The organism is Pseudoflavonifractor sp. SW1122 (assembly GCF_012027765.1).
GTDB lineage: Bacteria > Bacillota > Clostridia > Oscillospirales > Oscillospiraceae > Enterenecus > Enterenecus faecium.
In genome coordinates this window covers 1-14,712 of record NZ_SJOS01000062.1, presented here as the reverse complement: position 1 = coordinate 14,712, position 14,712 = coordinate 1, and the positions used below count along the sequence as shown (strand labels likewise).

Genomic DNA, 14,712 nt, shown 5'->3' with positions numbered 1-14,712 from the left:
CATAAGCCCCTCTCGGCGATGCCGAGAGGGGCTTATCTCTTAGGTTGGAGGCTGATCGGCCAACTCGTGCATCTCCTGTAAGGTCTGCATACAGTTCACCGCCAGGGTGTTGAAGTACAGACTGTCCTGCAAACGGCCGAAGGTGCGGAAGGAGGCGTCCGTCTGCAAGAAGGGCTCCAGCTCCCGGGCGGTGTAGCTGCGCTGGACCCGCAAAATGGCGTCCTCCAGGTTGTCCAGCACCTCCACCGCCACCTGGCTGTAGGCGGTGCCCAACAGCTGGGGCCGGGAGCGCAGATAGGCGTTGATCTGCTCCAATTCGCTCACCAGCTTCCGGTTGATGGGGAGCAGCTGCCGATAATAGGTCTGCTCTGCGCTGCTCATCCCCTTCAAGTGGGCCTGAATCTGGCTCTCCAACAGGTGGATGCGCACCAGGCGGTCGGACATCTGGCTGCCATCCTGGGTCCCCGCCTGACACAGGGCCCGCACCTGCTGCAAAAAGCTGCGGTCCAACTCAAACAGCTCCTTCACGCTCTGCTTGAATTCCCGCCCGGCGGTGTTGGGCAGCAAGAAGCGGTTGGCCATGGTGGCATACCGCACCCCGAACACGCCCCACATTCCCAGCAGCAAGATGAGAGACACCACAATGATGGGCAGGGCGGACAGCCACCGGGTACGCATCACCGGCAGGCGTTTGGCGCGAAATTTCTTCCACCGCTGCTGTATGTTCCTCTTCACGGGCTGTCCCTCCTCTCTCGTTTATGATACACCCATCCTCCCTCTCTCCACAAGACAGAAAACGCCCCGGCGCAATCGCGCCGGGGCAGATGTATTAGTTTTTCAGGCTGTGCATGGGGGCGGGAATGCGGCCGCCACGGGCCACAAACTCCTCCGCCGAGCCGGTGTGGCAGGGCATCACCGGGGCGGAGCCCAGCAGGCCGCCAAATTCCACGGTGTCCCCCACCTTCATGCCGGGGGCGGGGATGATACGCACGGCGGTGGTCTTCTGGTTGATCATACCGATGGCCGCCTCGTCGGCGATGATGGCGGAGATGGTGGCGGCGGTGGTGTCCCCGGGCACGGCGATCATGTCCAGGCCCACGGAGCACACACAGGTCATAGCCTCCAGCTTCTCCAGGGTCAGGGCCCCAGAGCGGGCGGCGGCAATCATGCCCTCGTCCTCACTGACCGGGATAAAAGCGCCGGACAGGCCGCCCACCGAGGAGGAGGCCATCACGCCGCCCTTCTTCACGGCGTCGTTGAGGAGGGCCAGAGCGGCGGTGGTGCCGTGGGTGCCGCACACCTCCAGGCCCATCTCCTCCAGGATGCGGGCCACGCTGTCTCCGATGGCAGGGGTGGGAGCCAGAGACAGGTCCACGATGCCAAAGGGCACGCCCAGACGGCTGCTGGCCTCCTGGGCCACCAGCTGGCCCATGCGGGTGACCCGGAAGGCGGTCTTCTTGATGGTCTCCGCCACCACGTCAAAGGGCTGGCCCTTCACGGCCTTCAACGCGTGGTGCACCACGCCGGGGCCGGATACACCCACGTTGATGACCCGCTCGGCCTCGCCCACGCCGTGGAAGGCGCCGGCCATGAAGGGGTTGTCCTCCACGGCGTTGCAGAACACCACCAGCTTGGCGCAGCCGAAGCCGCCCTGGTGGGCGGTGCGGGCGGCGCAGGCCTTCACGGTCTCGCCCATGAGCTTCACGGCGTCCATGTTGATGCCCGCCTTGGTGGAGCCGATGTTCACGGAGGAGCACACCAGGTCGGTGACCGCCAGAGCCTCGGGAATGGAGGCGATGAGGTTGCGGTCTCCTCGGGTCATGCCCTTCTGCACCAGAGCGGAAAAGCCGCCGATGAAGTTGACGCCGGTCTCCTTGGCCGCCCGGTCCAGGGCCTGGGCAAAGGGCACATAGTCATCGGTGTCCGAAGCCCCTGCCACCAGGGCGATGGGGGTCACCGAGATACGCTTGTTGACGATGGGAATGCCAAACTCCGCCTCAATGTCCTCTCCGGTCTTCACCAGGTTCTGGGCGGAGGTGGTGATCTTGTCGTAGATCTTCTCACAGGCCACCTTGGGGTCGGAGTGGCAGCAGTCCAGCAGAGAGATACCCATGGTGATGGTGCGGATATCCAGGTTCTGCTGGTCAATCATGTGAATGGTGGATAAAATGTCCTGTTGATTGAGCATGTTCCGTCACCTCAAATCCGATGCATGGCGTTGAAGATGTCTTCCCGCTGCACCCGAATGTCCAGGCTCCGCTCCTTGCCGCTGTCGGCCAGCTCCTGAGCCAGCTGGGCAAAGGGAATGGTGCACTTGGACACATCCACCAGCATGACCATGGTGAAATAGTCCTGCAAAATGGTCTGGCTGATGTCCAGCACGTTGACGTTGCGCTGGCTGATTTCGCCGCACACAGAGGCGATGATGCCCACCTGATCCTTGCCGACTACCGTAATAATGGCTCTCATGAAAATTCCTCCCTATTCTTCGGGGTATTCCCCCGCTGTCTACGCAATTTAACCCAGCTCGTCCAGGGTCAGGCCGAAAGCCTCCCCCATGTGCTCCAAAAACCAGGTCACTTCGTCCATGTTCATATCTTTCAGGGCGTGGAGGGTCTCCTCCTCCGCCTGCACAAACTCCCGGTTCCCCGCTTTCCGCTCTTCCAGGCACTTCAGCCACGCCGCCAGCTTGTCGGCGGCCTTGATGTAGCATCGCACCTTTGGGTCCTCCACCCGCAGCAGAGGTGCATAAGCCTCTGTCAACTCGGGGGGCAGCATCCCCAGCAGCTTGTCCTGGGCCACCGCCTCCACCTGGTCGTAGGCGGACTTGATGGCGGGATTGAAGTATTTGATGGGGGTGGGAAGATCGCCGGTGATGATCTCCGGGGCGTCGTGGAACAGCGCCGCCGTGGCCACCCGGTCCGGGTTGACATCCTTGTGAAAGATCTCCTGCCCCACCACTGCCAGAGCGTGGGCCAGCACAGCTACCTCATAGGAGTGCTCCTCCACGTTTTCCGTGCGGGTGTTGCGCATGAGCGCCCAGCGGGCAATGTAGCGCATCCGGAAGATATAGGCAAAAAAGCTGGACGACATCCTTCCACCTTCTTTTCACAAAGTAGGGGAAGTATACCACATTTTTGGTGAAATGTAAACCTATACAAAACCCTAGGGAAATGGTATCATTAAGAAAAACGCTGCATTCAGGAGGCCCTTATGGACATTGCCATCTACACCTTGGGCTGCAAGGTCAACCAATATGAGACCCAGGCCATGGAGCGCGAGCTGCTCCGCCGCGGCCACACCCTGGTCCCCTTTGAGGACCTGGCCGACGCCTACATCATCAACACCTGTACCGTCACCGCCGTCAGTGACAAGAAGTGCCGCAACGTCATCCGCCGGGCCAAAAAGATGAACCCCCAGGCGGTGGTGGCGGTGTGCGGCTGCTACGCCCAGACCGAGCCGGAGGCGGTGGCCGCCCTGGGGGTGGACCTGGTGTCCGGCACCGCCGGGCGCATGGAGTTTTTGGACCTGCTGGAGGGGCAGCTCAAAAACCACGCCGCCCCCATCGTCCAGGTGGACGAGTCCCTGCGCCGCCGGGACTTTGAGCGGCTCACCGCCGGGGGCCAGGTGGGCCGCACCCGGGCCATGCTCAAGGTGGAGGACGGGTGCACCAACTTCTGCACCTACTGCATCATCCCCTATGCCCGGGGCCCCGTGCGCTCCCTCCCCCTTTCCGAGGCGGTGGAGCAGGCCAAGGAGTTGGAGGCCCAGGGGTACCGGGAGATCGTGCTCACCGGCATCGAGATTTCCTCCTGGGGCCGGGATTTGAAGGAGGGCCAAATCCTCATCGACCTGGTGGAAGCCCTGTGCCACGCCGTGCCAGGGCTGCGGGTGCGCCTGGGCTCTCTGGAGCCCCGCACCATCACCCAGGACTTCTGCCAGCGGGCGGTGGCGCTGCCCAACCTGTGCCCCCACTTCCACCTGTCCATGCAGTCCGGGTGTGACGAGACCTTGAAGCGGATGAACCGCAAGTATGACACCGCCCGTTATCTCCAGTCGGTGCAGTGGCTCAACCAGTACTTTGATCGCCCCGCCATCACCACCGACCTCATTGTGGGCTTCCCCCAGGAGACGGAGGAGGAGTTCGCCCAGACCCTGGACTTCATCCGCCGCTGTGCCTTCTCCTCCATGCACATCTTCCCCTACTCCCGCCGCTCCGGCACCCCTGCCGCCACCATGGCCGGGCAGATTCCCCATGCCGTCCAGGAGCAGCGGGCCCAGGCGGCCCAGGCAGTGGCCCGGGAGATGGAGGCAGCGTACTTGCAGGCCCTGATGGGCTCCACCCTCCCCGTCCTCTTTGAGGAGGAGAAGGAGGGACTGTGGCAGGGCCACGCCCCCAACTATGTGGCCGTTCGGGCTGCGGGAGAAAACCTCCACAACCAGCTGCGGCAAGTGACCATCACCGGAGTGGGAGATGGCATTCTGTTGGGCACGATTCAATGAACCACCTTGAAGCCAGCAATATATTATAATGGTATCGTGCCATGCGGTTAGGAGGAGCTACCATGGGGGATCATCACACCTGCTGTTTCACCGGGCACCGCCCGGAAAAGCTGCCCTGGGGCGACCAGGAGGACCACCCCCACTGTGTGGCCCTGAAAGAGAACATGGCCGCCCAGCTGGAGGAGATGTATCAGAAGGGATACCGCCATTTTCTCTGCGGCATGGCCCGGGGGGCGGATTTCTACTTTGCCGAGGCGGTGCTGGCCCTGCGGCAGGCCCACCCGGATGTGACCCTGGAGGCCGCCCTGCCCTGTGCGGGCCAGGCCAAGAAGTGGAGTTCTGATGACCGCAGCCGCTGGACCCAGCTGGTGCGCCAGTGCGACTCCCACACCCTGCTCCAGGAGCACTACGACCGCCACTGTATGCTCCGCCGGGACCGCTACATGGTGGACCAGTCCTCCGCCATTCTGGCGGTGTTCAACGGCACCCGTGGAGGCACTCAGTACACCTTAAACTATGCCATGGACCACCGACTGGATATCTACCTCTTTGACCTCAACCACCCCCACCTGTCTCCCACCCATCTGGTGCCCTGATTTTTCCGGTTCCCCGTTGACTTTCTCCCAGTTGTATGGTACAGTGTGCTGGTACGGGAGCCGTACTTCGTTTGATACATTATCGCCAACAAGTGTATGCTTGTTGGCGTTTTTTCTTGCTCCCAAAACTTGTGCCGGAGGTCATATCCATGGAAACCCCATCTTCTCAATCGTCCTTCTTGTCGGGGCCCATCCTGTCCCCCCTCATCCGCTTTGCCCTGCCCCTGATGCTCTCCCTCCTCCTCCAGGCCTTCTACGGGGGCGTGGACCTGGCAGTGGTGGGCAAATTCTCCCCAACCGCCTCGGTGTCCGCCGTGGCCACGGGCAGCCAGGTGATGCAGTCCATCACCTCCATTATTACAGGGCTGACCATGGGCGTCACCGTGCTGGTGGGCAAGGCCATGGGCTCGAGAGAACCCCAGCGGGCAGGCCAGGTGGTGTGCAGCCAGATTCGGCTCTTCACCCTGGTGGCGGCGGTGCTCACCGGGGCCATGCTGCTCCTGGCCCCCCAGGCCGCCCGGCTGATGAACGTGCCCGAGGCTGCCATGAGTGAGGCGGTGGCCTATATCCGCATCTGCTCGGCGGGCATTGTGTTCATCACCGCCTACAACGGCATCAGCGGCATTTTCCGGGGGGTGGGCAACTCCCGCTCTCCCTTCCTCTTTGTCCTCATCGCCTGCCTGGTGAATGTGGTGCTGGATGTGCTCTTTGTGGGGGTGTTCCGCCTCCACGCCGCCGGGGCCGCTCTGGCCACCATCATCGCCCAGGCCACCAGCGTGGCCTTCTCCCTGGCCTACATCCGCCGCAATCCCCTCCCCTTCTCCATCCCCGCCCCCTGGCGCAGAGGGGGCCGGGCCGCCGGGGAGATTTTAAAAGTGGGCTCCCCCATCGCCCTCCAGGACTTTCTCACCAACCTGTCCTTCCTCATCATCACCAGCATTGTCAACGCCCTGGGGGTCATCGCCTCCGCCGGAGTGGGCATTGCGGAAAAGCTGTTCATCTTCCTGGCCCTGGTGCCCATGTCCTTCATGTCCGCTCTGTCCACCTTTGTAGCCCAGAACATGGGGGCGGGCAACCCCAAGCGGGCCAACCGGGCCCTGTTTTTGGCCGCCCGTATCTCCCTGTGCGTGGGAGCGGTGATGTTCCTGCTCACCTTCTTCTGCGGCCGCATTCTGGCCTCCGCCTTTGACAATGACCCGGCGGTGCTGGACGCCGCCGCTGGCTACCTGCGGGGCAGCTCGCTGGAGTACCTGATGGTGTCGGTGGTGTTCTGCTTTTTGGGCTACTTTAACGGACGGGAGCGCACCAGCTTTGTCATGGCCCAGGGCCTGGCTGCCGCCTTTTTGGTGCGCATCCCCCTGTCTTACTTCCTCAGCCGCCTGCCGGATACCTCTATGTTCCTCATCGGCCTGGCCGTTCCCGCCTCGGCCCTGGTCAACCTCACCCTGTGCCTGGGGTACTTTTTGGTGCTCCGGCGCCGGGATGCAACATCATTGAAAAAAGCGCTTGACAATCCCATATCTACTTGATATAATACCAGAGCAAAACAAAGCAGGTATGGCACCGCCGTCCTCACCTCCAGCGCAAGGCAAAGAGGTTTACATGGTAAAAAACACGCAATCGAGTTCGGTTGTCGTTTTTTGTTGTGGATGTGGGTGCTTGTTCTGCACTCACATTTTTTTGTTTCTCAGGAGGTGCTTTGCCATAGCTAACCCAACTCATCAGATCAACGAGGAGATTCGTGACCGTGAGGTTCGCCTGATTGGCGCCGACGGCAGCCAGCTGGGAGTCATGTCTGCGGCTCAGGCCCAGCGTCACGCCGACGAGGCCGGTTTGGACCTGGTAAAAATCTCTCCCAACGCCGTCCCCCCTGTGTGCAAGCTCATGGACTATGGCAAGTTCAAGTTCGAGCAGGCCAAGCGGGAGAAAGAGGCCAAGAAGAACCAGCACGTCGTTGAGATCAAGGAAGTGCGCATGTCCCCCGGCATCGACATCGGTGACTTCAACACCAAGCTGCGCAACGCCCAGAAGTTCCTGGCTGACGGCAACCGGGTGAAGGTGACCGTGCGATTCCGTGGCCGTGAGATGGCTCACACCGAGATCGGCCGCAACCTGCTCATGGACTTTGCCCAGCAGTGTGCCGAGCTGGCCAACCTGGACAAGGAGCCTAAGCTGGAGGGCCGCCACATGAGCATTTTCCTCTCCGCCAAAAGCAGCAAGACCAACAAGTAATATCCTCCGGGCACACGCTGCCCACCATTCAAAGAGTAAAGGAGATAACCACCATGCCTAAGATCAAGACCCACAGCGGCGCTAAGAAGCGCTTTTCGCTGACCAAGAGCGGCCGTGTGAAGCGTGCCTGCACCAAGCGCCGTCACCTGCTCAACGGCCACGGCAAGACCACCAAGCTCAAGAGAGGCCTCCGCAAGGGTGCCTACGCTGACGTGACCAACCAGGCCACCGTCAAGCGCTTGATCCCCTACAAATAAGATAACCTGATACACTCACATATAGGAGGCTGAACGACAATGGCAAGAGTTAAGGGCGCAATGATGACCCGTAAGAGAAGAAATAAGATCCTGAAGCTGGCCAAGGGCTACTGGGGTGCCAAGAGCAAGCACTTCAAGATGGCCAACGAGCAGGTGATGAAGTCCCTGCAGTACGCCTACACCGGCCGCAAGCTGAAGAAGCGTGACTTCCGTCAGCTGTGGATCGCCCGCATCAACGCCGCCTGCAAGATGAACGGCATGAACTACTCCACCTTCATGCACGGCCTGAAGCTGGCTGGCGTGGAGATCAACCGCAAGATGCTCTCCGAGCTGGCCGTCAACGACAAGGCTGCTTTCACCCAGCTGACCGAGCTGGCCAAGAGCAAGCTGGCCTAATTTAGTTTGATAAACGCCCGATTCCCCAGGAATCGGGCGTTTGTTGTCCCTGGAACGGGGTTCCCGTTCCGGCGGGACCGCTACGCGGCTATTTCCACATTTCTGCCTCAATTCGGCGTTTTCCTTTACAGAAATCCCCCATTCTGATATACTGGGGACACCCCTAGGAGGTGAAACTATGTCCGCCAATCGACTCATTCAAATTCTCTCCCTGCTGTTGGAGCACGACCGCATCACCGCTCCCCAGCTGGCCCAAATGCTCCAGGTATCGGTGAGTACCATCTACCGGGAGATTGACGCCCTGTCGGCCGCCGGAGTTCCGGTGTGCACGGCCCCGGGCAAAAACGGCGGCGTCACCCTCATGGCGGGCTGCGCCCCCGACCCCAACCTGTTCACCCCCGGGGAACAGCAGCAGTTGCTGGCCGCCCTGGACGACGACTCGGACGCCCAACGGGAGGCCACCTTGGCCAAGCTCTCCGCCCTGTTCCGCCGCCCCGAGGAGGACTGGCTGCAAGTGTACCTCACTCACTGGGGCTCCTCTGCGGGGGACACCGAGGACTTCAAGCTGCTGCGAGAGGCCATTTTACAGCGCCGGGCCGTGCAGTTTACCTATGCCAGCTCCCAGGGGGAGCAGATGCCCTACCTGGTGCAGCCGGTGCGGCTGGTGTTCCAGGGCAACGGCTGGTATCTCCAGGCCTATTGCCCCTTCCAGGAGTGCTACCGCACCTTCCGATTGACCCGGATGCTGGATTTGACCATCACCGACCAGCCCTTCCACCGGCTGATGAATCCCCCCGACCCGGAGCTGTCCGGAGAAATCCCCCCGCTGTTCCGGGTGGAGGCCGAGCTGCGCTTTGCCCCCAGCCTGGCCCACCGGGTATACGACGAGTTCGACCGCCGCTGCGTCACCCCCCAGCCCGACGGCTCCCTGCTGGTGTCCACCGTCTTCCCCGACGGAGGTTGGCTGGCCAGCTATCTGCTGTCCTTCGGCGGCGGCGTGGAGGTGCTCTCCCCCGCCAGTCTCCAGCGCCAGCTGGCCCAGGCCAGTGAGAAGCTGCGGGAGGCCTATGCGTCCAATGAAGAATGAATAACGAATAATGAAGAATGCAGGTCCTGAGGGCGTTTCCGCCGTTCAGGACCTGCATCTGCTTTCGTAGGGGCCGGGCTTGCCCGGCCCGCTTTTTCCCTGGTATAGCCCTGGGAAATTCGGGAGGGGCAAGCCCCTCCCCTACGCCCATTTCAAATATCCGTGCCGCACAGCGGCACACCATAATTATTCATTCTTCATTTTTCATTATTCATTAAAACAGGTCCTTCTTCTTCAGGATGATGGCCAGCACCACAATGATGGCCACGCTCATCAGCAGAGGCACCCACCAGAACTGGTCCAGGGGCAGGCCGCCGGTGATGTTCATACCGAAGTAGCCGAAAATGATATTGGGCACCGTCATGAGGATGGTGATGGAGGTGAGCACCTTCATGATGACGTTCAGGTTGTTGGAGATCACCGAGGCAAAGGCGTCCATCATGCCGGAGATGATGGAGGAGTAAATCTGAGCCATCTCGATGGCCTGACGCACCTCAATGAGCACGTCCTCCAGCAAGTCATGGTCCTCCTCGTAGAGGGTGACGATACGGCCCCGGAGAATCTTCTCCAAGGTCACCTCGTTGGCCTTCAACGAGGTGTTGAAGTAGACCAGGGACTTCTCCAAATCCAGCAGCTGAATGAGCTCCTTGTTGCGCTGGGACTTGTACAGCTGCCGCTCCATGTAGTTGTAGGTCTTGTCGATCTGCTTCAGATATTGCAGGTAGCGCTTGGCCACCAGCAGCAGGATGTTGAGGATAAACCGGGTGCGCTGCTGGGTGCGCACGTCCTTGACCAGGCCGTCTTGCAAGTCCCGCACCACCGAGGTCTCCTTCAAACAGACGGTGACGATGTGCTTTTCGGTGACGATGATGCCCATAGGCAGGGTGGAATACACCACGCCGGTCTCATCCCGCTCCATGGCGGGGGTGTCCACGATGATGAGGGTCTGGCCGTCCTCGCTGTCAATACGGGAGGTCTCCTCCTCGTCCAGGGCGGCCTTCAAGAAGGGCAGCTCCACCCCCAAGATCACAGACACCGTCTTCAGCTCGTCCTCGCTGGGGTAGATGAGGTTGATCCAGCAGCCGTCCTCCACCGTATCCAGCTTGGTCATTTTTCCGTCAATGGTCTTGTAAATGCTAATCACATTGGTTCACACCTTTCCCGAGCAGGCAAAGGGGTGGTTTGTCCCCGTGCCGCTTCCGCTGATATTCCCTGTGTCACACAGGCGCGGGCGCACGAAGACAAAAAGGATGCCAGGGCATCCCCCTCAATCCATACGCCGCAAACATATTTTCCAACTTCGACTAGATGGGTCACCTGCCACGGCGCATGTCACATCCTTTCGTTTTTGGGCAGATTTTTCCGGGCCAGTCCATGTTTTGCCCAGTCAAGTATCATTATATGACAGCCCCCGGTGGTTTGCAACCCTAAAAATCCCGCCACCGGAGGCTGTTTTTCGTCACTTTGCCCCCAACAAGAGAGGCTGATACTGTTTGCCCTGCATAGCCAGGGCCAGAGTGTCCCCGGTGAGGGAAAAATCCGACACCAGAGACGTGGGCTTCTCGTAGCAGTCATCCTGGCGGAAGGGGACAAAAAACACCCCTTTCCGCCCCAGCATGGTGCCCACATTGGGGGCAGAGGCCGCCAGGCCATCGTTGGTGGCCAGGGCCAGGACCAGGGGCCGCCCGTTGCGCAGATGGGCCTTGGCGGCCATGGTCACCGTGCCGTCGGTGACGCCGTGGGCCAGCTTGGCCAGGGTGTTGCCCGTGCAGGGGCAGATGACCAGGGCGTCCAGCAGCTTCCGGGGCCCGATGGGCTCGGCATCCGCCACGGTATGGATGACCCTTCTCCCGCATATCCGCTCCATCTCCCGCATAAAATCATGGCTGTTGCCAAAGCGGGTATCGGTGCTGGCCACGGTCTCGGAGACAATGGGCCAGATTTGGGTGTATTTTCCCGCCAGCTGCTCCAGGGTATCCAGAGCCCGGGCCATGGTACAAAAGGAGCCGCAAAAGGCAAACCCAATGTTTTTCGCTTCCATTCTTACACTCCCAACTCCTCCATAATGTGATAGACGGTGTCTTTGAGGTACTCCGCCGCCGTGTGGGGAGCCACCTTGCCCGGCAGGCCTCTGGCCCACACCACGGGCACGCCCAGGGCCTGGGCCGCGGGATGGTCCACGCCCCCCGGCTCCGAGGCCAGGTCCATCACCCAGGCCCCCTCCCGCAGAGCGGACAGCTCCTCCACTCCCAGCAGGGGGGCAGGCACGGTATTCACCACCAGATGGGGGCAGTGCAGCCACTCCCCCATGCCCCGGATGGGCTCGGCCTCCAGGCCTAAGCTACGGGCCAGGGCCCGCTGGGCGGGGTTTCGGGCCAGAATGCACACCTTGGCCCCCAGAGCGTGGAGGCGCACGGCCAAGGCCTGCCCCACCCGCCCAAAGCCCAAAATCCAGATGCGGGCGTTGTGGATGGTGGTGGGCATGCGCTCCATGGCCAGACCAATGGCCCCTTCTGCGGTGGGAATGGCGTTGAGCAACGTCAGCTCTTCCCGGGCATAATAGTCTATGACCCGCAGGTTCAACGCCTGGGCCTGGTGGAGAAAGCTGGAGGTGAGCAGCCCGCCGCACACCAGTTGCCCCGGCTGCATGTGCTCCAGCACCTGCTCCACCGACAGCCGAAAGGTGCTCAGCGGGGTGTACACCCACCCCTCCGGCCGCTGCGCCGGCAGGGGGAGAATGACGCAGTGGGCCTCCCCGATGCCATCCAGGTCCGGCCCCTCCGCCGCCTCCTCCCCCAGCCCCAAGGTATGTACCCTGTGGCCGTCGTCTCGCAGCAGCCCGGCTAAGATGCTCTGCCGCTGATCTCCTCCAATGACCCAGATATGCGTTCGTTCCATGTTCCTTCCCATGCTCCTCTCCGGGGCCGTTTGCCTTCCGACACCGCCCTCATCCCAGTGTATTCCGCCCCTTCCGAGTGGTGACTTCTGGAAGAACTACAGAAGGAATGATTGCAATTTGTGTCAAGACAGCTTATAATAGAGGCTACGATTTTAGTTAAAGGGGGCCATCCCTGTGCAACATCACGTCAACTACACCATGCTCACCGACTTCTACGAGCTGACCATGGGCAACGGCTATTTTCAGACCGGCGTGGCCGATCAAATCTGCTATTTCGATATGTTTTTCCGCAGTGTCCCCGACGGCGGCGGCTTCGCCATTGCCGCCGGCCTGGAGCAGGTGATCTCCTACATCCGGGACCTCCACTTCGACGAGGAGGACATTGCCTACCTGCGCTCCAAGAATACCTTCTCGGAGGAGTTTTTGGAGTATCTGCGCACCTTCCACTTCACCGGGGACATCTGGGCCGTGCCGGAGGGCACCCCCATCTTCCCCCGGGAGCCCATTCTCACCGTGCGGGCCCCTGCCATTGAGGCCCAGTTTGTAGAGACCTATCTGCTGCTGACCCTAAACCACCAGTCCCTCATCGCCACCAAGTCCAACCGCATCGTCCGGGCTGCCCAGGGCAAGCCCGTGGCGGAGTTCGGCTCCCGCCGGGCCCAGGGTGCGGACGGCGCTCTGCTGGGCGCCCGGGCCAGCTATATCGCCGGGGCCTCCGGCACCGCCTGCGCCATGGCCGACCAGATGTTTGACACCCCCGCCACCGGCACCATGGCCCACTCCTGGGTGCAGATGTTCCCCGACGAATACACCGCCTTCAAGACCTACTGTGAGATCTACCCCCACGCCGCCACCCTTCTGGTGGACACCTACAACGTGCTCAAGTCCGGCGTGCCCAACGCCATCCGGGTGTTCCAGGAGCTGGGCATCACCCAGGGCGGCATCCGCATCGACTCCGGCGATTTGACCTATCTGTCCAAGAAGGCCCGGAAGATGCTGGACGAGGCGGGTCTCACCGACATCAAGATCATCGCCTCCAACTCCCTGGACGAGTATATCATCCGGGACCTGCTGACCCAGGGGGCCGCCATCGACGGCTTTGGAGTGGGTGAGCGGCTCATCACCTCCAAGAGTGAGCCGGTGTTCGGCGGCGTGTACAAGCTGGCGGCCATCGAGGGCAAGGACGGCACCATCGTGCCCAAAATTAAGATCAGCGAGAACCCCGCCAAGATGACCATTCCCCACTTCAAGAAGGTGTACCGCCTGTACGAGATCGAGACGGGAAAGGCCCTGGCCGACTATATCTGCCTCCACGACGAGCACCCCGACTTCACCCAACCGTTGGAGCTCTTTGACCCTGAGGCAGTCTGGAAGCGTAAGACCATCACCAACTACACCGCCCGCCCCCTGCTGGTGCCCATCTTCCAGGGCGGCCAGCTGGTGTACCAGGCCCCCACCATCCAGGAGACCCGGGTGTACTGCGCCCGGGAGGTGGACAGCCTGTGGGACGAGGTCAAGCGCTTTGAGAACCCCCACAACTACTATGTGGACCTGTCCCAGAAGCTGTGGGACGTGCGGGCTCAGCTGCTGTCCCACAACTCCTGAGGTGCGCCATGCGAGGAATTGTATACGCCATGCACAAGGAGGTGGCGGGTGCTCTGCGCCCCTCCGGCCAGGTGCAGACCATCGCCGGGATGGACTTCTACCCCCTGGACCCGGACACCGTGGTGTGCATCTGCGGCGTGGGCAAGGTCAACGCCGCCATGGGCACCCAGGCCCTCCTAGACCGCTTTGGGGTAAATGAGGTGTGGAACGCCGGGGTGGCCGGGTGCTTCCACGACTTCCCCGTGGGCACCCTGGTGGTGGCCCGCCACAGTGTCCAGCACGACATGGACACCTCCGCCGTGGGCGACCCGTTGGGTCTCATCCCCGCCCTGAACCTCATTGAACTGCCCTGCCAGAATGTGGAGGTCCATGTGGACTGGCTCAACCAGGCTGGCTTTGCACCCCGCACCGGGGTGGTGGCCACCGGGGACTGGTTCGGTCGGGACTACGAACGGGCGGCCATGCTGCGGGACCACTTCTCCGCCACCGTGTGTGATATGGAGGCGGGGGCGGTGGCCCAGGTGTGCCTGCGCAACCAGGTGCCCTTCCACTGTGTGAAAATCGTCTCCGACCACCTGTTCCACCCCGCCCAGGGGGAGGAATACGCCCAAAACGTGCCCCAGGTGGTGGACAAGCTCAACCAGGCCCTGGCGGCCTTACTGTGGAGGTCTTAATATGGAAAAAATCGCAAGCTTTCAGGTGGACCACACCACCCTGCGCCCTGGCATGTACCTCTCCCGCCGGGACGGGAATGTGGTGACCTTCGATCTGCGCTTCAAGGTGCCCAACACCGGGGATTTGCTCACCAACGCCGAGATGCACTCGGTGGAGCACATCATCGCCACCCTGCTGCGCAACTCCCCCCAAAAGGATGGGGTCATCTACTTTGGCCCCATGGGGTGCCAAACCGGATTCTACGTGCTGCTGGACAACGAGCAGCTGACCATGGAGGACTGCATTGCCCTGGTCCAGTCCGTCTTTGAGGCGGGGGCCAACTACACCGGGGAGATGCCGGGCAAGTCGGCGGTGGAGTGCGGCAACTACATCAACCTGGATGTGGAGCTGGCAAAGGCCCAGTGCCGCTACTACGCCGATCTCATCCGGGACTGGACCGTGGAACAGCTGGCATACTGATAA

General features: G+C 61.6%; 17 protein-coding genes. 10 read left to right on the top strand and 7 right to left on the bottom strand.

The features are described 5' to 3' along the window. Window positions 1-39 precede the first annotated feature (39 nt). From E0L15_RS11075 to yfbR, 4 genes are all read right to left on the bottom strand, one after another. Window positions 40-735 carry a hypothetical protein gene (locus E0L15_RS11075; RefSeq protein WP_168125630.1) on the bottom strand — a complete coding sequence of 232 codons (696 nt, stop codon included), beginning with the start codon at window positions 733-735 and terminating at the stop codon, window positions 40-42. Between the two features lie 94 nt (window positions 736-829). Then, complete coding sequence (locus E0L15_RS11070) at window positions 830-2,188, bottom strand: PFL family protein (RefSeq protein ID WP_168125629.1); 1,359 nt, start codon at window positions 2,186-2,188, stop codon at window positions 830-832. An 11-nt stretch (window positions 2,189-2,199) separates the two neighbouring features. Then, window positions 2,200-2,469, bottom strand: coding sequence for an ACT domain-containing protein (locus tag E0L15_RS11065; protein ID WP_087391959.1), 270 nt, complete (start codon window positions 2,467-2,469; stop codon window positions 2,200-2,202). 48 nt (window positions 2,470-2,517) lie between these two features. Next, the gene (gene yfbR / locus E0L15_RS11060) at window positions 2,518-3,093 is read right to left on the bottom strand and encodes a 5'-deoxynucleotidase (protein ID WP_087233352.1); all 576 of its coding nucleotides are present in this window, start codon (window positions 3,091-3,093) and stop codon (window positions 2,518-2,520) included. Window positions 3,094-3,213: 120 nt separating this feature from the next. On the opposite strand from yfbR, the gene mtaB reads away from it, so the two are divergent. From mtaB to E0L15_RS11025, 7 genes are all read left to right on the top strand, one after another. Next, window positions 3,214-4,503 (top strand): tRNA (N(6)-L-threonylcarbamoyladenosine(37)-C(2))-methylthiotransferase MtaB, encoded by a 1,290-nt coding sequence (mtaB, locus tag E0L15_RS11055; protein WP_168125628.1) that lies wholly within the window; start codon window positions 3,214-3,216, stop codon window positions 4,501-4,503. A gap of 62 nt (window positions 4,504-4,565) precedes the next feature. After that, on the top strand, window positions 4,566-5,099 hold the full coding sequence (locus E0L15_RS11050; RefSeq protein ID WP_087233345.1) for an SLOG family protein: 534 nt from the start codon (window positions 4,566-4,568) through the stop codon (window positions 5,097-5,099). A 149-nt stretch (window positions 5,100-5,248) separates the two neighbouring features. Further along, window positions 5,249-6,628 (top strand): MATE family efflux transporter, encoded by a 1,380-nt coding sequence (locus E0L15_RS11045; protein WP_168125627.1) that lies wholly within the window; start codon window positions 5,249-5,251, stop codon window positions 6,626-6,628. A 130-nt stretch (window positions 6,629-6,758) separates the two neighbouring features. After that, window positions 6,759-7,331, top strand: a complete 573-nt coding sequence (infC, locus tag E0L15_RS11040) for a translation initiation factor IF-3 (RefSeq protein WP_243155476.1) — start codon at window positions 6,759-6,761, stop codon at window positions 7,329-7,331. Between the two features lie 53 nt (window positions 7,332-7,384). Next, entirely contained in the window at window positions 7,385-7,588 is a 204-nt protein-coding gene (gene rpmI / locus E0L15_RS11035) for a 50S ribosomal protein L35 (RefSeq protein ID WP_087233337.1), read from the top strand. Between the two features lie 39 nt (window positions 7,589-7,627). Beyond that, window positions 7,628-7,984, top strand: coding sequence for a 50S ribosomal protein L20 (gene rplT / locus E0L15_RS11030; RefSeq protein WP_087372621.1), 357 nt, complete (start codon window positions 7,628-7,630; stop codon window positions 7,982-7,984). A gap of 178 nt (window positions 7,985-8,162) precedes the next feature. Beyond that, window positions 8,163-9,071 carry a YafY family protein gene (locus E0L15_RS11025; RefSeq protein ID WP_087233331.1) on the top strand — a complete coding sequence of 303 codons (909 nt, stop codon included), beginning with the start codon at window positions 8,163-8,165 and terminating at the stop codon, window positions 9,069-9,071. Between the two features lie 214 nt (window positions 9,072-9,285). On the opposite strand, the gene E0L15_RS11020 is transcribed toward E0L15_RS11025, so the two are convergent. From E0L15_RS11020 to E0L15_RS11010, 3 genes are all read right to left on the bottom strand, one after another. After that, window positions 9,286-10,215: a magnesium transporter CorA family protein gene (locus tag E0L15_RS11020; protein ID WP_204871997.1), complete on the bottom strand. Its 930-nt coding sequence runs from the start codon at window positions 10,213-10,215 to the stop codon at window positions 9,286-9,288. Between the two features lie 315 nt (window positions 10,216-10,530). After that, entirely contained in the window at window positions 10,531-11,112 is a 582-nt protein-coding gene (locus tag E0L15_RS11015; RefSeq protein ID WP_087372631.1) for a dipicolinate synthase subunit B, read from the bottom strand. A 2-nt stretch (window positions 11,113-11,114) separates the two neighbouring features. Further along, window positions 11,115-11,969 (bottom strand): dipicolinate synthase subunit DpsA, encoded by an 855-nt coding sequence (locus E0L15_RS11010; RefSeq protein ID WP_168125625.1) that lies wholly within the window; start codon window positions 11,967-11,969, stop codon window positions 11,115-11,117. 199 nt (window positions 11,970-12,168) lie between these two features. On the opposite strand from E0L15_RS11010, the gene E0L15_RS11005 reads away from it, so the two are divergent. The 3 genes from E0L15_RS11005 to E0L15_RS10995 are packed head-to-tail and all read left to right on the top strand — an operon-like array spanning window position 12,169 to window position 14,709. Continuing rightward, on the top strand, window positions 12,169-13,575 hold the full coding sequence (locus E0L15_RS11005) for a nicotinate phosphoribosyltransferase (RefSeq protein ID WP_168125631.1): 1,407 nt from the start codon (window positions 12,169-12,171) through the stop codon (window positions 13,573-13,575). An 8-nt stretch (window positions 13,576-13,583) separates the two neighbouring features. After that, window positions 13,584-14,249, top strand: a complete 666-nt coding sequence (gene mtnN / locus E0L15_RS11000; RefSeq protein WP_168125624.1) for a 5'-methylthioadenosine/S-adenosylhomocysteine nucleosidase — start codon at window positions 13,584-13,586, stop codon at window positions 14,247-14,249. Window position 14,250: 1 nt separating this feature from the next. Beyond that, the gene (locus tag E0L15_RS10995) at window positions 14,251-14,709 is read left to right on the top strand and encodes an S-ribosylhomocysteine lyase (RefSeq protein ID WP_168125623.1); all 459 of its coding nucleotides are present in this window, start codon (window positions 14,251-14,253) and stop codon (window positions 14,707-14,709) included. The last annotated feature ends 3 nt before the right edge of the window (window positions 14,710-14,712 follow it).